The organism is Cytobacillus sp. NJ13 (assembly GCA_030348385.1).
Taxonomy (GTDB): Bacteria; Bacillota; Bacilli; order Bacillales; family Cytobacillaceae; genus Cytobacillus.
The window spans coordinates 5,139,465-5,156,718 of sequence record JAUCFP010000006.1 but is presented as its reverse complement, the minus strand read 5'-3'; the positions used below and the strand labels follow the sequence as shown (position 1 = coordinate 5,156,718).

Annotated in this window: 21 protein-coding genes; 5 read left to right on the top strand and 16 right to left on the bottom strand. The window is 39.7% G+C overall.

Going from position 1 to position 17,254, the window contains the following annotated elements:
* Positions 1-151: 151 nt before the first annotated feature.
* Positions 152-442: a hypothetical protein gene (locus QUF73_25565; protein ID MDM5229485.1), complete on the bottom strand. Its 291-nt coding sequence runs from the start codon at positions 440-442 to the stop codon at positions 152-154.
* A 318-nt stretch (positions 443-760) separates the two neighbouring features.
* Here QUF73_25565 and cspD point away from each other — a divergent pair, with 318 nt between their 5' ends.
* Positions 761-961 carry a cold-shock protein CspD gene (cspD, locus tag QUF73_25560; GenBank protein MDM5229484.1) on the top strand — a complete coding sequence of 67 codons (201 nt, stop codon included), beginning with the start codon at positions 761-763 and terminating at the stop codon, positions 959-961.
* 57 nt (positions 962-1,018) lie between these two features.
* Here the strand turns inward: cspD and QUF73_25555 are convergent, their stop codons facing one another.
* Complete coding sequence (locus QUF73_25555) at positions 1,019-1,195, bottom strand: zinc-finger domain-containing protein (protein ID MDM5229483.1); 177 nt, start codon at positions 1,193-1,195, stop codon at positions 1,019-1,021.
* A 26-nt stretch (positions 1,196-1,221) separates the two neighbouring features.
* Entirely contained in the window at positions 1,222-1,878 is a 657-nt protein-coding gene (locus QUF73_25550) for a ribonuclease H family protein (GenBank protein ID MDM5229482.1), read from the bottom strand.
* 185 nt (positions 1,879-2,063) lie between these two features.
* Here QUF73_25550 and QUF73_25545 point away from each other — a divergent pair, with 185 nt between their 5' ends.
* The 3 genes from QUF73_25545 (at position 2,064) to QUF73_25535 (ending at position 4,196) form a co-directional block, all read left to right on the top strand.
* Entirely contained in the window at positions 2,064-2,741 is a 678-nt protein-coding gene (locus tag QUF73_25545; protein ID MDM5229481.1) for a queuosine precursor transporter, read from the top strand.
* 131 nt (positions 2,742-2,872) lie between these two features.
* Complete coding sequence (locus tag QUF73_25540) at positions 2,873-3,286, top strand: reverse transcriptase-like protein (protein MDM5229480.1); 414 nt, start codon at positions 2,873-2,875, stop codon at positions 3,284-3,286.
* The gene (locus QUF73_25535) at positions 3,279-4,196 is read left to right on the top strand and encodes a DMT family transporter (protein ID MDM5229479.1); all 918 of its coding nucleotides are present in this window, start codon (positions 3,279-3,281) and stop codon (positions 4,194-4,196) included. Before QUF73_25540 ends, QUF73_25535 begins: the two co-directional genes overlap by 8 nt.
* A 41-nt stretch (positions 4,197-4,237) precedes the next feature.
* Here the strand turns inward: QUF73_25535 and QUF73_25530 are convergent, their stop codons facing one another.
* On the bottom strand, positions 4,238-4,498 hold the full coding sequence (locus QUF73_25530) for a DUF6123 family protein (protein MDM5229478.1): 261 nt from the start codon (positions 4,496-4,498) through the stop codon (positions 4,238-4,240).
* 120 nt (positions 4,499-4,618) lie between these two features.
* Positions 4,619-5,080, bottom strand: a complete 462-nt coding sequence (locus QUF73_25525) for a divergent PAP2 family protein (protein ID MDM5229477.1) — start codon at positions 5,078-5,080, stop codon at positions 4,619-4,621.
* A gap of 221 nt (positions 5,081-5,301) precedes the next feature.
* Here QUF73_25525 and sspL point away from each other — a divergent pair, with 221 nt between their 5' ends.
* Positions 5,302-5,439 (top strand): small, acid-soluble spore protein L, encoded by a 138-nt coding sequence (gene sspL, locus QUF73_25520; protein MDM5229476.1) that lies wholly within the window; start codon positions 5,302-5,304, stop codon positions 5,437-5,439.
* A 102-nt stretch (positions 5,440-5,541) separates the two neighbouring features.
* On the opposite strand, the gene QUF73_25515 is transcribed toward sspL, so the two are convergent.
* From QUF73_25515 to QUF73_25465, 11 genes are all read right to left on the bottom strand, one after another.
* The gene (locus tag QUF73_25515; protein MDM5229475.1) at positions 5,542-6,432 is read right to left on the bottom strand and encodes a 5'-3' exonuclease H3TH domain-containing protein; all 891 of its coding nucleotides are present in this window, start codon (positions 6,430-6,432) and stop codon (positions 5,542-5,544) included.
* A 79-nt stretch (positions 6,433-6,511) separates the two neighbouring features.
* Positions 6,512-7,114 carry a hypothetical protein gene (locus QUF73_25510; GenBank protein MDM5229474.1) on the bottom strand — a complete coding sequence of 201 codons (603 nt, stop codon included), beginning with the start codon at positions 7,112-7,114 and terminating at the stop codon, positions 6,512-6,514.
* Between the two features lie 91 nt (positions 7,115-7,205).
* Positions 7,206-8,042, bottom strand: coding sequence for a sulfurtransferase (locus QUF73_25505; GenBank protein MDM5229473.1), 837 nt, complete (start codon positions 8,040-8,042; stop codon positions 7,206-7,208).
* A complete protein-coding gene (locus QUF73_25500; protein MDM5229472.1) occupies positions 8,039-8,230 on the bottom strand; it encodes a hypothetical protein in 192 nt (63 codons plus the stop codon). The genes QUF73_25505 and QUF73_25500 overlap by 4 nt, the downstream gene beginning before the upstream one ends.
* A gap of 29 nt (positions 8,231-8,259) precedes the next feature.
* The gene (locus tag QUF73_25495; protein MDM5229471.1) at positions 8,260-9,009 is read right to left on the bottom strand and encodes a nucleotidyltransferase domain-containing protein; all 750 of its coding nucleotides are present in this window, start codon (positions 9,007-9,009) and stop codon (positions 8,260-8,262) included.
* A 28-nt stretch (positions 9,010-9,037) separates the two neighbouring features.
* Complete coding sequence (locus tag QUF73_25490) at positions 9,038-12,700, bottom strand: dynamin family protein (GenBank protein ID MDM5229470.1); 3,663 nt, start codon at positions 12,698-12,700, stop codon at positions 9,038-9,040.
* A gap of 406 nt (positions 12,701-13,106) precedes the next feature.
* Positions 13,107-13,670, bottom strand: coding sequence for an isoprenylcysteine carboxylmethyltransferase family protein (locus QUF73_25485; GenBank protein MDM5229469.1), 564 nt, complete (start codon positions 13,668-13,670; stop codon positions 13,107-13,109).
* Between the two features lie 6 nt (positions 13,671-13,676).
* The gene (locus tag QUF73_25480) at positions 13,677-14,759 is read right to left on the bottom strand and encodes a 3-oxoacyl-[acyl-carrier-protein] synthase III C-terminal domain-containing protein (GenBank protein ID MDM5229468.1); all 1,083 of its coding nucleotides are present in this window, start codon (positions 14,757-14,759) and stop codon (positions 13,677-13,679) included.
* A gap of 236 nt (positions 14,760-14,995) precedes the next feature.
* On the bottom strand, positions 14,996-15,145 hold the full coding sequence (locus QUF73_25475) for a hypothetical protein (GenBank protein ID MDM5229467.1): 150 nt from the start codon (positions 15,143-15,145) through the stop codon (positions 14,996-14,998).
* 103 nt (positions 15,146-15,248) lie between these two features.
* Positions 15,249-16,559, bottom strand: a complete 1,311-nt coding sequence (locus tag QUF73_25470) for a nucleobase:cation symporter-2 family protein (GenBank protein ID MDM5229466.1) — start codon at positions 16,557-16,559, stop codon at positions 15,249-15,251.
* Positions 16,556-17,158: a xanthine phosphoribosyltransferase gene (locus QUF73_25465; GenBank protein ID MDM5229465.1), complete on the bottom strand. Its 603-nt coding sequence runs from the start codon at positions 17,156-17,158 to the stop codon at positions 16,556-16,558. Before QUF73_25465 ends, QUF73_25470 begins: the two co-directional genes overlap by 4 nt.
* Positions 17,159-17,254 lie beyond the last annotated feature (96 nt).

Genomic DNA, 17,254 nt, shown 5'->3' with positions numbered 1-17,254 from the left:
TACCCTTTCAACCTAAGTCCTCCTTTATAAATTGTTTAAAGATTCCTGCAATTATATATTAATCCATATGGGAAAGCGTTTGCATAAGGCGGAAGACTCTGTGATTTTTTACCTATTAAACCTGGTCACTAAAAAAATCGGCTTTAGCCGATCATTCTTTTAGATAGCGCATTATTATCAGATTTTTTTGGATGTACCATTTATTTTCTGTGACAATGTTAGAAACCGTCAAAATCATGGATGGTATTTTCTCAACATTAAAAACTATGATGCCTAATTGGTCATTCATAATAATAAAAGACTCTCCATGCGAGTATAGAGGGAGGTCCTTGCCAAGCTGCAGGATTGAGCTGATGATGGCCTGCTTCTCTTCCGCTTCTATTTGGATGTTGGGTGAAAACCTCAAGATCCAATCTTGATTCTCAATGGAAAACCGATACATTTTCCTCACCCTTTGGCAACAAGATAATTATTAATTAATATGAGAAAATCTATAATTTATGTTATCAAATCACTGCATAAACATTGCATTACACTCTCAAAAAAACAAAAGTTAAAATATTTAAAATATTTTAATGTTTTTTGTAAAAAAGCGTTTCAATTCCTTGACGGAAAGTGCCCATTCGTGTATATTATAATCATCATTTAACAGAATATATTTCCGTTATTAGATAAAAATATCTGCTCTATGTTTTGTTAGGTGGTAATATTCATCTAAGGCACAAGATGTGTCTTGACAGGCTTAGGAGGAAAAGTACACATGCAAAACGGTAAAGTAAAATGGTTCAATAATGAAAAAGGTTTCGGTTTCATCGAAGTTGAAGGCGGAGACGATGTATTCGTACACTTCACTGCTATCCAAGGTGATGGTTTTAAATCTTTAGAAGAAGGCCAGGAAGTTTCTTTTGAAATCGTTGAAGGAAACCGCGGACCTCAAGCTGCAAACGTTGTAAAACTATAATTCAAATATAACGATTATAAGGCTGGCATCTGCCAGCCTTTTATTTTCTTCCTGTATTTATGAAAGCTTGCTGCCAATTGATTTAATTTTCTCACCTACCGTGCACTCTTTAATGCAAAATCGATGGGCATATCTGCGCCCTCTATCCTCTTTATGATGTTTATGAAGGAAGCAGTCTTTGCAGTAACTGATCATCAGCTCCTCCACTTCATTAATAATTTCCTTTCTGCTCAAACGATTCACGCCTTCCTTATACCCGATTATATGATCTGCATTTTGCTGTTAATAAACTTACCCTGCAGTGCCTGACCGGCCAATTTATCTGCTTCTTTGTTTTCATTGCGCGGAATGGGTCTATACCTTGGAAGGATACCAAGCTTTTTAATTTTTTCTTCAATACGGTCAAGCCAGCGGTTTAAATTTTCTTCATAACATGGCCATTCACCTTCAAGCTGTTTCAATACTACCTGGGAATCCCCTTTGAATTCACAAGTCATATGATGAACGCCCATTTCATCGAGCAGGTTGAGAGCGTAATAAATGGCCGCATATTCTGCCTCATTATTATTTTCCATCTCATCAAAGAGCTCATTTGCCCGTACACGGTACTTTTTTTTGCCCTGTTTATAATATATTACCGCACCGAGTCCAGCCTGACTGGTTTCTTTATTAAATCCGCCATCAAAAAATACGGTAATATCATGAGGATCCTCTTCCACTTCCATTAGAAGCTTTCTCATTTCTTTTGTGCTCCATGAGGTGCCAGCTTCATCATAATAAATTACTTCTTTGCCCTTCCCTGATTTTTCAATATCTTCTCCAGCCTGCAATGCCGATTCACCGTCAATCCAGTCTGAAGTAAATAATATATCCTCATTTCCTTTAAGTTTATATTTCCATTCCAATTTATATTTCATTAAGGTCAGCCTTTCTGTACTTTATTAGCTGGTCATCATTATTAGAACTGTTTGCAATAGTTGAACTTATTATACTTTACTCAGTTTATTACTAACTGAGTATATTTAAAGGTATAATGGTCAATGACAATTTTATATCTCTGCGGTTCGCAAACTCCCGCATTAACAAAACTAGGAGGAATATGATGTTTAATGAATGGTTTGGATTGTTCTTTGCAATTATTAATTTCACATTAGTATTGGCTATGTACCGCATGTTCGGAAAGACTGGTTTATTCGTCTGGATAGGCTTCTCTACTGTCATGGCCAATCTTCAAGTAGTAAAAACCATTGAAATGTTCGGCCTGACGGCTACTTTAGGAAACGCTATGTACGGTACCGCTTTTCTCGTTACGGATATCCTAAATGAAAAGTACGGAAAAGAAGAAGCAAAAAAAGCTGTATGGCTTGGCTTCTTTACTCTCCTGTCCATGACTCTCATCATGCAGATGGTATTATTATTTAAACCGCATGAAACAGATTTTGCACAGGAGCCGCTCAGCACTCTTTTTTCGATTCTGCCGCGGATTGCTGCCGGAAGCCTCGCTGCCTATTTAGTCAGCCAATTTACGGATGTTTATATCTTTACCTATTTAAAAAAGAAATTTCCAAAGGATTGCCAATTTTGGATCAGAAATAATGGCAGCACCATGATCAGCCAGCTATTGGATACCCTTGTTTTTACAAGTATTGCCTTCCTCGGTGTTTTCCCAAAGGAAGAATGGATTCAAATATTCATCACGACTTATTTGCTGAAATTTATAGTAGCTATACTTGATACCCCGTTTGGCTATATTGCTAAACGTTTTCCAGTAAAAGATTAGGATGCCGTTTTGGTATCCTTTTCTGCTTTAAAAGCGCCCTCACTGATTGAAGTTTCACTTTATCAATTATTTTTATGATAAACTACATTTAGTTTACCCTATTATGCTGTTAAAATCAGGAGGCAGTTTAATTGATTGAAGTATATATCGATGGAGCAAGTGCCGGAAACCCAGGTCCCAGCGGTGCAGGCATATTCATTAAAAATAATGGCAAAGTTGAACGCTATTCCATTCCTTTAGGGAATATGGAAAATCACGAAGCCGAATACCGTGCATTTATTCATGCGCTGGAAATATGTATAGAAAAGGGGTACAAAACAGTTTCCTTTCGAACGGATTCACAGCTCGTTAACCGGGCCGTTGAAAAGGAATTCGTAAAAAATAAAAAGTTTGCTCCCTTGCTTGAAAATGCTTTGGAGCTTACAAGACAATTTGATTTGTTTTTTATGAAGTGGGTGCCCAGCTCCGAAAACAAAGGAGCAGATGAATTGGCCAGAGCTGCCATTCGCAAAAATAGAGCGAAAGGTCAAAAAGATAATGAATAGATCGGTTATATTTGCAGATGTAAGCCTTTTGCTGGTAGCCTTTGTGTGGGGAACCACCTTTGTACTTGTACAAAACGCCATTGCGTTTCTTGAGCCATTTTCTTTTAATGGCGTACGCTTTTTCATGGCCGCTTTCTTGCTGGGAGGCTGGCTTGTTATTTTTGAGAGAGAACAGTTAAAGAAACTAGACAAAAAGCTTTTGATTTCCGGAGTTATTATGGGCTTGTTTTTATTTATAGGCTATGCTTTCCAGACAATCGGCCTGCTTCATACAACTTCTTCAAAAGCTGGCTTTATTACGGGGTTAAGTGTAGTAATGGTCCCAGTCTTTTCTTTTATGCTTTTAAAAATCAGGCCAGGATTTAATGCCATTATAGGTGTATCAATTGCAACGGGGGGTTTGTATTTGCTTACAATGACCGATAAAGTCTCGCTTAATATCGGTGATGCATATGTATTAATCTGTGCTGTCGGTTTTGCACTTCATATCATATTCACAGGGAAATACAGCAGCAAATATCCCGCCCTGCTATTAACGGTTATTCAAATAGGTACCGTGGCATTACTATCAGTCATTTTTGCATTTTTCACAGAAAATTGGCAGCAGGCATTTGAAACAGGAGTCTTATTTAAGACCAATGTGGTGACTGCTCTGATTGTAACTTCACTATTTGCTACCGCGATCGCATTTTTTGCACAGACGGCATTTCAAAAATACACAACACCTACAAGAGTAGCCCTGATCTTTGCCATGGAACCTGTGTTTGCAGCCGCTGCGGGATTTATGTGGGCGAATGAGAGACTTTCCTTTAGTGCCCTGACTGGCTGTCTGCTTATTTTCGCAGGAATGGTTTTTGCAGAAATCCCTGCTAAGAAAACTTTATCGATCTTTAGGAAAAAAACAGCTTAATAAATAGAAAAAAGGCGTGTTCTCTAAAAAGACACGCCTTATTAAATGATTGCTTTTTCTTTTACAAATTTTATCGCTTCCCGCCTGCTGGTAATATTCTTTGAAACCAATGTTTCAAGCAAAGATACGTAAAAACTGCCGTCAAATGATTTCTGCGCTTTTAATGTAAGTTCTATTGCTGCATTTGCAAGCTCGTCAGAAGCATTGGTATAATTTTTGCCAAAGTAAATGAAGCCAACCGCGTCTTCCCGAAATTGAAAACCTTTACTTTGCAAAAAGTGCAAATACTCTTCAACTGTCATTTTTACTTACCCTCTTCCCCTGCTCCCTCCTGCGTTCTCCTAAATCTTACTTGATTTTTCGACAATTATCTACCTTTTTTCTGCATGAAGCAAGGGAGTTGTAAGCTCAATTAGCATAAATTATTTTTTCTTAGTTAGAAGGTAGCCAAGTGTTCCAGTTAATACACCGAGAAGAGCTCCGCCCAATACTTCAGCAGGCTGGTGGCCGAGCATTTCCTTCAGTTTCTTTGGACCTTCCTCCTCAAACTTTACTGTTTCATCTTTGTGAATTTTATCAACCAGCTCACCCAGACTGTTTACCTTCAGGGTTAGCTCACCGGTCTGGCGCCTGATTCCCTGGGCATCATACATAACGATCAGGCCATAAACCAGCGACAAAGCAAAGTCGACCGTCGGCACTCCCCGCTTTAAAGCAATAAAAGTAGTTAAAGACGAAACACCTGCCGAATGGGAACTCGGCATGCCCCCTGTCTGGAAAAATAAATCCGGACGAAGTTCTCCCTTTTTTACATAATGGATGGGGATTTTCAGGCCCTGTGCCAGCCCTATACTTAAAAGAGCGATATAAACTCCCTTATTCATAAAAACTCACCTCTTCTTTATTTTGAAGTATGCAGACTTTTATTATTCCTCCTTCAAATGCTAAATAGGCTTGTATTCATGGAGTAATTAAACCCAAAAAAGAAGAAAAATTCACCGCATCAGTTGCTAAATTGTACCCTGCATGGACATGATTAAAACCCTTAGACTTTAACAATAATAAGGTTATCAATGGAGGAATTGCTGGCTGGGGAGGTGATCACATGAGCAAAAATGGACATACAAACAGAGGAAAAAAAGCACCTGGCGTAAACCCTCAAGGATACGGGCAGGATGCTGAATTTTCAGAAGAGCCTAAAAGCAAACTGGAGAATGCAGCGAAGAAGAAGAATACTAAATAATGCTTGATGGCCGCCTTGGGCGGCTTTTATGATTTATGGGGAATATTGGTTCTGAGGGGAACGCAATTTAAAAAAACCCCAGGCAGCCGCCTGAAGCTTCTATTATGCATATTCCTTTTTAAAATCAAGAAATCTGTGAAGGCCGCGGAATTCAATTTCAGTGAATTTCTCCATGACCTTTTCCCGGTTCATTGTGAATTGCGCCAGGTCGAGAGGGCATTCAACTGGTACATCGCATTTTATTTCGGCGAGCTGTCTGCTCAAGTGCAGCATTTCAAGATCCTGTTCGATCTTGGCACGCTGTCCTTTTGTGAGCTGTTCCAGGTTTTCCAGTACCCCTTCAATATGCTCAAATTGCTGCAGCAGCTTCAGAGCTGTTTTTTCGCCAATTCCTTTTACTCCCGGATAATTATCACTCGTATCCCCCATGAAGGCTTTCAGGTCAATCATCTGCTTAGGTGTTATTCCCTTTTCTTCATAAAAGGTTTCCGTCGTATGCACAAGATAATTCCCATAGCCTTTTTGCAGCAGAATGACAGAAATATTGTCATCCAGAAGCTGCAGGATATCCTGGTCGCCAGTAAGGATCAGGACTTCCGCTTCCTGGCTAACTTTTCTTGCAATGGTGCCAATGCAGTCATCAGCTTCATATCCTTCAAGGCCAATATTAGGCACATCAAAAGCTTCCACGACATCTTTTACTAGATCGAATTGAGGCACAAGTTCAATCGGAGCTTCAGGACGGTTTGCTTTATAGGCATCAAACATTTCCGTGCGGAAGGTTTTGCTTCCCATATCCCAGCATACGGCCACATGAGTCGGGTTAAAGGAAGAAACAGCCGTTAAAAAGTGTTTAACAAATCCGTAAACTCCATTTGTAGGCATTCCTTTTGAATTTATCATAAATTGACCGGACATTGCTGTTGCAAAATATGCCCTGAACAGCAGAGCCATTCCATCAACCAGCAGCAGTGAAGGTTTCTTCTCGTTCATTTTTTCGCCTCCCGATTATAATCATAACAATTATTATAACATGGGAAACTCTCCGTTTCTCTTGAAAAGTTTTACAGCCTTATTCTGTTTCCCTTATTAATTCAACTCCATGTTCTTCCAGTTCATAGTAAGTAGCGATTCGAGCATTACGTATATTATTATTTAATGGATATGCATATATTGTACCATCTTTAAAGGTAAATATTAATTCATCATCAGACATAACACCCATTTTGTTTATGACCGTTTGCCTGGCTTGTTTGATTTCCGGCCAATCATAATGCTTCTCCTTCAAACTGAATAATGTATTAAAATGGACACCATTCTTATCAATATAGTGGTAATAATCAAAACTGAGAATCACTGTAGCCAGTGAAAATAAAAAACATGCTCCTGTAATAAATTTCGCAATCATGCCGAATTTTTCAGCACTGTGCAGCCAAACCCCCGCTAAGATAAAAATCCCCATCGATGCCAAAGCTATGCTAAATGTAATATAAGCGGCTTTAGGCGCTTCGAAAACCCAGGTCCCCTCAGGTCTGTAAAATTGTGCCTGAAATGGCGAAAGTAAAAATATAGGAATAAAAATTGCTGACAATATTAGAATGATTGCAGTCGTTACCAATATTTGTTTTGTTTCAGTTCTTTGTTTTTTTGTTATCGTGTAGCCCGAAGTATTCATTAAACCCCTCCATTTTCAAAATCTATTAAACCTTTTAAATTATATAATAATTTAAAAAGTAAAAAAATCCCTTTTTCAAAAAGGGATTTCACTATTTTTCGACAGTTTCTATTTTATTGCCGTCATAAGAGATCCAGTCACTGAAGCTTCCAGCATATAATTTAACATTAGGGAAGCCGGCTTCCTTTAATGCCAGGAAATTAGGTGCTGCTGTTACCCCAGATCCGCAGTAAACAATTACCGGTTTATTCTTATGTATGTCTGCAAACCGTTGCTCCTGTTCCTCTGCTTCTTTAAACCTTCCATTTTTATACGCTTCAAGCCAAACTCTATTGATTGCTCCAGGGATATGGCCGGCTTTTTTATCAATAGGCTCTTCCAGTCCCAGGTATCTCTTTTCCTCTCTCGAATCAATCATTACAGCAGTATCCTGATTATAGGTAAACTCTTTAACTTCTTCGTATGAAGCAAGTATATCAGGCTGCAGATCGATTTTAAAGTCAGCTGGCCCGTAGCTTTGAACCTTATTAGTCAAAGGATAGCCGCTCTCAGCCCATTCTTTATATCCGCCGTTCAATACATATACTTTTTCATGTCCCAAATACATGAGCATCCACCAGAATCTTGCAGCAAAAGCCCCTTCTCCTCCATCATAGGCAATTATTGTGGTATCCCTGCTGATTCCAGATTTCTCAAGTGCTCCTCTAAATTGAGAGGGATCGGGAAGCGGGTGCCTGCCCCCATGTTCTCTCACAGGGCCTGACAGATCCTTCTCTAAATCAAAATACACTGCATTGGGAATATGGCTGAGATTATATAAGCTGCGCCCTTCTTCAGGCGACCCAAGTTTAAAGCGGCAGTCGGCAATTCGGATATTGGGGTCATCCAGTTTGGTTAAAACCCATTCCTTTTCTACCAGATACTTCATTTAAGGTTCTCCCCTTTTCTCTTTTCCATCAGGCGTATTATATGTTCCTTTGGTGTCCAGCAGTTAAATTGATAGTCAGGTTTCGTTTCATAGCCCAGTCTGCTGCAAAAATAAACCATTCCTTCTTTACGTCTTTCAGGCTGGAAGCTTACGCAGGTTGCACATGCATGAAAAGAATTCTTCCCCATAGCTCTCCCTTTTCTTTTCAGAATTAATTTTAAACTTTCAGTAGTTCCCAAAGCCATTCATTCAGTCCGGATACTTTGCCTTTTTCTTTTGCCATTGATTCACCGGCAATATAGAGGACTTCCCTTTCTGACTCGAGTGTCTCAGCTATTTGATTTGCTAAATGCTCCTGAATAAGACCCCCACGTTTTTTTGCATTAGCCAGGGCCTGATAAAAGAGGGTAATCTCATCCTCTTCCTTTAAACAAAAGAGACCTGTATACAAAAAGTCTCCGTTTAAATTATTTTGCTGAAGCAGCTGCCTTGAAATGAGGCAGGCTCTTACCGCCTGAATTAGCAGCTTCTGTTTCTTAATTGTAAATTCCTCTTTTTTAACCGCTTCACCAAGATTGCGGGAAAAAAGCTGGGTGTAATGCTGGAATAACTTATATCGTGAGAACTCTTTTTCCGCGATACTCCTTAGCCTATTTGAAAAGCCATCCTTATCCTTGTAGATGATGGGTGAGTATGCCCATTCGAAAATACTTGGATTAGATTTCTGCATAAGGTCAAATGCTTTAAAAATATCCCAGCCGTGCACATCATAAGGGGTATTTGCATCAATAACCTCTTTTGCACGTTCAAGGGCAAGATATGCTTTCAGATCCTTATGTTTAAAGATGAAGCGGATATCATAATCTGATTCCGCATCATCTGTCCCCCAGGCCCTGCTTCCTGCTTCACATGCAAAAAGGATGTCAATATTGTATTTTTCTTCAGCATCGGAAAGCCATTTTTCCATAAGAAAAGCAGCAACCTTTCAATACCAATTATTCGTACTGTGCAATGTTCCTCTCAATTTCTTTCAGCTCTTCAATTGGGAAATCATCTTTTAAAGCAGCCGTAATTCCTTCATAATATTCATTGTTCTGTTCAATCAGCGAATTGAGCAGCCGCTCAAATTCGGCCGTCAGCAGGCTGCTGTAATGGAATTTTAGTCTGGTGCTTTCAGCTTGCAGGTAACGGTCTGCAGGTTCCTGCAGGTTCTTCTCCAGTTCATCCGCTAACAGCTTGCGTTCATTCTTTTCAAAAAACGTTTTTGGATTTTTAAAGTAGGATAGAGCTTTTTTAAATTGATTCGGATCTTCATTGGAAAATGCTGAATCAAATTCAATACTTTCCATTTTTAATGGCTCATATGTGCTAAAAGACAAATCACTGTTCACATTGGCGGCTTTTTTCAAAATAGTCTCCTGCTGCTGACCGATCAGCTTGGATATATAGGATTCAAGCCTTAATGTTGTTGCACGAAGCTCTTGGGCAAAATCAAATCCAAAGCTTTCCAGGAATTCATCAAGAGCGATTTTAAGCACTTTCTTTAAGTTCCGGCCATCATCTTTCAGGACTGAAGGGTTGAAAGCCTCCTTAACAAAGTCAAAGAAACGAAGAAACACTCTTTGCTTGATGTAAAAGACAAGCTCATCCGTTTCCTGTTCAAGCCTTTGGGACAGCAGTTCGGATTTTTGTCCACGGATAATTTCAGCAACCGTTTGATGCTCTTCCTCAAGCTGTTTCAGCTTTTCAAACCTGACTTCTTTATTTTCCTGTGAGGAAGAAATGTAAGACCTGAGCTGAGCTAATAGGCGCCTCCACTCTGTTTCTGCTGATGAAATGGAAATATTCAGCAGGTCTTGATTAATAAAGGAGTAAAAGCTTTTTTCAAATGAGCCGATATTGGAAACTTTCTCTTTGCTGCTATCCAGCTTCTCTTCCAGAGCTTGAAGGCTTGAAATGCCAGACAGATGGGGCCGGCGGATTCCGTATTGCACCAGCTGCTCTTCAACGTACTCCAGTACCGAATCCTTTTCTTCTTCACTATTGGCAAGGTCAATGGCATTGACGATAAAGAACATTTTATCAAGAGAGAAGGTGTCTTTGACCCTTCCAAGCTGAATAAGAAACTCTCTATCGGCTTTCGAAAAGGCATGATTATAATAAGTTACAAAAAGGATTGCATCTGAGTTTTTTATATATTCAAATGCAACCCCGGTATGCCTCGCATTAATCGAATCTGCCCCAGGTGTGTCAACAAGGGTAATTCCCTGCCTTGTCAGTTCACAATCAAAGTAAACCTCAATCGTCTCAACGAAGCATGATTTTTCTTCATTTGCAACATAATCCCTAAACTCTTCCAAATCAGCTTTTATGACTTTCCCAAGCTGATCTGTGAAGAAATTAAAACCTCTCATAAACGCATTAAGAAATGCAAAGTGTGTCTTTTCATTCGCATCGAAATCCTGGTTTTCCCCAGTGATCTTCTTAATCGCTGCAGCAGCATCGCCGAAGTTTCCTGCAGAATAATCAAAGACCTTCAATGAATGATTGATATCATTTAAGAGAGTCTTCGAATCCTTTACTTTTACAAGAACGGTTCCATGCTCATTCTCTGCACTAACAGGCTTAATTTTGTTGATTGCAGCTGTAGTGGGATTTGGTGAAACCGGAAGCAGTTTATTCCCGATTAAAGCGTTGGCAAAGGAGGACTTCCCTGCACTAAATGCACCAAAAAGGGCAACTGTGAATTCTTTGCTCTCAAGCCTTGATGCTTTATCTGCCAAATCAGCTGCAAGCTTTTTGAAACCTGGGATATCTTTTACTGCATTAGCGGTGAATTGAAGCTTTTCAATAACAGGCTGAACGGAAACCGCAGGAACAGTTTCCCCTGTCTGCTCTTCTTCAGCAGATTTTTCAGGTTTATTGAGCACCTTTTCCTTCTCAATTTTATCTTCATGCAGGAAAACAACTTCAGCTTCATCGACATCTTCTGCTGCAAGCATTTTGCCTTGCTCTTGAAACTCATCATGAGCAAAGTCACCTGTCAGATAGACTTTCATCTCGGCAGATGCCTTAATTACTTTTTCATTGAGAGCTTTAATTGCACTAAGGGCTTCAGCATAGGCTGTAAGCTTGCGAATTTCATTGACCAGTACAGTTTGATCCTGACTGTTATTTTCTTCAAGCGCTTCCAGAAGTGCATTTTTCAAGAAAGCTGCATTCTTTTTGGCAATTCTCTTTACAGCCTCTGCTGTGTCGTTTGTATACTGAAGAACATAATCTCCTGAAACCACGGCGCCGGATTTTACTGTTTCGGCTAAAACTGCTGATTCAAAGGAAAGCTTGAAGCTCTGAACTTGTGCAAGAATTTCTGAGTCATGGATATTATGCTGCTTGAACTGCTGTAAAAACAGCTCTTTTATATGCCACTCCAGCTGAGACTTAACCTTTTCGGAAAAATCCTGATAGAAGCGGTCAAGCCGCACTGACCTTTCCTGCTCCGTTTTCTGTTTGCTGAAAAATAGGCCAATTTTAAACGAAGGCTGGCACGACTCAAGGTAAGATTCTGCCAGTTCCCTCGTCTGGAAAGGCATTAAATAAGCGTTTTTTAAAATCTCATCTAACTTTCCGGATAACTCAATATCTGCTTCATGTATGGAAGACTTTAGCTTATTCAACTGATTCTCTAACTCTTGCAGCCTGTTTCCGAGCTGATCCCGTTCTTCCTGATCTAATTCAGCCAATTTTTCTTCCCATTTATCTTTTTCAGCTGCATGGGCGTCTCCTAAAAATGCCAGATGATCCTCTGTTAATTTCTTTAAAGAATGAAAAACGGACTGGGGCAAAAGCACTTCACGGTTATCAATGCTGCTGTTAATAAAGTTCTTAAGTGCCTTAAAATCGTTTGCCTGGTGATTTTCGTCTTTTAACGTGGTGTAAAAAATCCGCGCAGGCTTTACTCCCCAGGATGCAAATGATTCCTTTACGCTTTCTTTAAATTGTTCAAAGCTGAGCTCTTCATCCCGGTGTTTATCAATTTGATTGATAACAAGATAAACTTCTTTTCCTGCAGCCGTCAGTTCTTTTGTAAAAAGAAAATTTAATTCCGACTGGACATGGTTATAATCCATAACATAAAAAACGAGGTCAGCCAAATGAAGAGCAGATTCAGTAGCAATTCTATGCGCATCATCTGTAGAATCGATTCCAGGTGTATCCATAATTACTGCCTTCTTGGGCAAACTGGTGGCAGAATGGCTTATTTCAATGGAATGAATTGAATCGCCGTCCTTGCAATAGGATTTTACCTGTCCGTAATCATACGGAGCTGGATAAATCCTTGGCTTTCCTTCCTTAAAAATAACTTTTGCATAATCTTCCTCACCTGATTTGACTTTTACCAGGTTGGCACTGGTTGGTATCGGCGAGGACGGAAGAAGGTCCTCTCCTGCAAGCTTGTTAATCATGCTCGATTTCCCAGCTGAAAAATGTCCGCAAAAAGCGATGGCAAATTCCTGGTCTCTTAGCTTAATTAAGAGATCCTTAGCTCTTTTAGCTGTCTGGCTATCCCCATTTCTCTGGGCGAATGTATATATAGCAGTTATTCTGTTCATTAATTCAGTTTGCTGCAATCCAGGTTGCAAAATCGTGTCAGCCATTTCCATTAATCCCCTTGTAACTTTAATTTACTTCTTATTTTAAATGATTTTCGTTTATTTTCCTATATAGGATGGGTTATTCTTTGATTTTTCTAATATTTCTCAGCAGAAATCAATTCCTGCTTTTATTCTATGTTCCATTTGCATGTATTTTCACATGCGTTAAAAAAACAAAAACCAGGCCTCTGCCTGGTTTCAAAAAAATATAATTATCTTGTATGTGGTTTAGCTACGTTATTTAAAACATGTTTCATAACAAGTGAGTAGGCAGCAATTGTGCCTGCAACAAATAGAATTGTCATATGTAGCAACACCTTCCTGTTGGAATGATATTGAGAATAATTTTCAAATTCAATTAGAAGTTTATCACGAACGATAATCATTTTCAATAGGGATTTTAAAATTGTCAAACTTTTTTAATATCTCTATTCAGGCCTGGCCTTAATCGTAAAAAAGCTTCTTCGTATTCTGTCAATTCTTTTAGTGCTTTTTCTTCGGCTGGTATCCTGACCGAAAGTACCTTTATGTTCAGCAGAGTAAATACAGCCGCTGTGATATAAGCCTGAAACATTAAAGGTATCACGAGAAATTCAGCAGCAACAATTACATAATTGGGATGCTTTATAAAGCGGTATGGCCCCCTTCTGACGACCTTGGCCCCCGGCATGACAATGATTTTAGTATTCCAGTATTTCCCTAAAGAGAATAGTGCCCATATTCTTCCCGCCTGGGTAAGGAAGAAAAGAATCAGAAGAATGGGCCAAAGAGGGGACAGGTCTTTTTCAAAGATGGTTACTTCAACCAGAAAGCAAATAAAAAAGGAAGCGTGAACCGCAACGATCCAGGGATAGTGCCGCTGGCCAAATTCCAGTGCGCCCCGGCCTTTCATCCACTTTTCATTATTTCGGGCTACAGCAAGCTCTGCTGCCCTCTGCAAAATGATGACTGCAATAAATATTTTGAACAGCATCTACACTCACTCCCATTTCAGCAGCAGTAATTCCGAGCTAAATCCCGGGCCAAGGGCAGTTGCAAGCCCGGTATCTCCCTGTCGGCCGATCACCATAAACCTTTTCAATACGTAAAGAATGGTTGCAGATGACATATTCCCGAATTCCTTTAATACATCAAGTGAAATTCTTGTCATATCAGGATCGAATTGCAGTGCTTTCTGATAAGCATCAATGACTTTTTTGCCGCCAGGATGGGCAACAAAATGGTTTATCTCTTCCATTTCTATGCCTTTTCCCCTTAGAAATTCCGTTACATTCGGCTTCAGCCAGCTCTCTATTATGGATGGTATATCCTTTGAGAAAACCACATATAAGCCTTCATTCTTTACTTCCCAGCCCATTACATCCAAAGAATTGCGCATCGTTGTTGATTGGGTTCCCAAAATCCTCGGAATGGATGACACCTTTTGAAAATCCCTTTGAACGTCATCACCCGTTATCAGCGCACATGCTGCACCGTCAGCAAAAAGAGAGGTACCGATTAGATTGCTCTTTGACCGGTCATTGCGCTGAAAGGTCAAGCTGCATAATTCTATGGTTAATACCAGTACTTTTGCTTCAGGGAAAGCCAGGCAATATTCATAGGCTCTTGAAAGACCTGAAGCTCCGCCCGCACAACCCAGTCCCCATATCGGTATTCGCTTGGTATGTTCAGAAAATGGAAGCTTATTCATGATTCTTGCTTCAATGCTCGGTGTGGCAATTCCTGAACTTGAAACAGTAAAAATGGCATCGATTTCATCGCATTGGAGATTCTTGCTCAGGAAAATGTCATTTTCCAGACAGCACTTTATGGCCTTTGTACCCAGTTCAATAGCCTGTTCAATGTAAGCATTGTTTCGATCTTCAAATGATTTATCTGTTTTAAACCAATCGAGTCCCTTTGCAAAGTGGCGCTTTTCAATTTGACCGTTGCGGAAAGCTTTCAATAGGCGTTCAATATCCTTAAAGGACTCTGAAAATAAATCTCTGGCAAAATCCATTACCTGATCCTGTGTCAGAACATGTTCAGGTATTGCTTCTGCAACTGATACAATTGCTGGCATACATGACTCTCCTCCGCTTGCTTTCTTTTATTTTTTCCAAATAAAAACAATTTATGTTCGTAATTGTACAATCAAGCAAAAAAAAGCTCCCCCCATTTGGAGGAAGCAATGTGTTTTGAAGGAGTTGTTGTGCATCTTTATTATAAAGGAATAACTAAATGAATAGCATTACTAAATCTTTTCCAATTAGCGCTGGGGCCAAGCATTTCAATAAATATAACTGGCCCATGACATAGTTATTCTGATGCATCCAATCCATTATTGTTTTTGTGATGCTTTTGTACTTCTATATATATTTTTTTCGTAACCAGGATACCGCAAGCAGCACAAACCTCTTCTTCATTATATAAAAGCCGGCAGTTATCACAATAATATTTCTCCATCACATTACACTCTCTTTCTTGCGAGAAACAATCGCTTCGGAAATGTAAAATACCGATAGAATATTATATTGATTGCCAGAATTATTGTGATTGCCGCAAAGAAGAATTATGAAGCCTTCTGCTCCGCAAAAGATGCAGGCTGAACTGCTTTTTTTCCTTTAGCAACATTGAATACGATGTTTAAAAGAATTGCCGTCACACTGCCTGCCACTATTCCATTATCAGTCAGGATGCGCACACTGGAAGGCATTTGCGCGAATAGTTCAGGAACGGCTGTTACTCCTAATCCCATCCCGACAGAGCAGGCAATGATTAATAAATTTTCCTGAGATGAGAACTCTACTTTGCTGAGCATTTTTATTCCATAGGCGACGACCATACCGAACATGGCTACCATTGCGCCTCCTAAAACGGGAGTTGGAATAATGGTTGTCAATGCGCCGATTTTCGGAACTAGCCCAAGCAGTACAAGAAAAGCCCCTGCTGTATATATGACATTTTTTGTTTTAACGCCTGACATCTGAAGAAGTCCGACGTTTTGCGAATATGTTGTATAAGGAAAAGCATTAAAGACAGCACCAAGGATGATTGCAAGTCCTTCGGCACGATAGCCATTTGACAGATCTTTTTCTTCCAATTTTTCTTCACAGATATCACCAAGGGCAAAGTATACGCCTGTAGATTCAACTAAACTGACCATTGCTACGAGAATCATAGTGAGGATCGCTGTCACCTCAAATGTCGGCATGCCAAAATAGAAAGGTGATGGCATATGAAACCAGGAAGCTTCCCCAACAGCGGAGAAATCTACCATGCCCATAAAAAACGCTGTAATGGTGCCAGCAGCCAGCCCCAGCAAAATGGCAATCGCACGAATAAAGCCTTTAAAGAAGCGGAAGAGAATAATGATGAACAGCAAAGTTCCAAAAGCCAATGCTATGTTTGTCATGGAACCAAAATCCGGGCTTCCCTGTCCTCCAGCCATGTTGTTCATTGCAACAGGAATTAACGTAATTCCTATAATTGTAACAACAGACCCTGTTACAACAGGAGGAAAAAATTTAACTAGTTTTCCAAAATACTTTGAAACAGCTACAACAAATAAGCCAGAAACTAGAATGGAACCATAAATTGCTGGTATTCCATATTGCCCGCCAATCGCAATCATAGGTCCAACGGCAGTAAATGTGCAGCCAAGAACGACTGGAAGGCCAATTCCAAAAAATCTGCTGCGCCATACTTGAAGAAGTGTTGCAATTCCGCACATAAAAATATCAATGGAAACTAGATAGGTAAGCTGTTCCCCCGTTAAGCCCAGTGCCCCTCCTACAATCAATGGTACAATTACTGCGCCTGCATACATGGCAAGGACATGCTGAATTCCAAGGGAAGCAATTTTAAGCGGATTCTGATTCATCGCATTAGTTCCTCCATTTTCTTTGCTGTTTTATCAAAGCTGATCATGCCGTTTTCAAGCGAATCAATAATTGCTAAGGATTCAACCCGAAATCCCTTTTCCCTCAGCAGCTGTCCGCCATTTTGAAAGCCTTTTTCAATAACTATTCCAATCCCTGCTATTGCTGATCCCGCTTTTTTCGCTATATCCGCAAGACCCAATGCTGCCTGTCCATTCGCTAGAAAATCATCGATTATAAGAACATTATCTTTTTCTGAAAGATATTTCTTTGAAACAGAAATTTCACTTGTTTCTTCCTTAGTAAAAGAATAGACAGAGGCTGTAATCAGGTCATTTACCAGAGTGAGAGATTTTCTTTTTCTCGCAAATACAACTGGAACATTCAGATGGAGCCCCGCCATTACAGCTGGCGCAATCCCCGAAGATTCTATAGTCAATATTTTTGTAATTCCGCTGCTGGAGAATCTATCTGCAAATTCTTTGCCGACTTCATGCATTAGCTGAGGATCTATTTGGTGGTTCAGAAAAGAATCCACCTTTAAAACTGTCGGCGATAAAATAATCCCTTCGCTCTTTATTTTTTCAATAAGCATATTCATTTTGCATCCTCCTCTATGATAGATAGCCTTCAAATACCCATTCCGGCCATATAAAAAGCCTGAAGCCCATCGCATTCACAACATAAAAATGAGTGA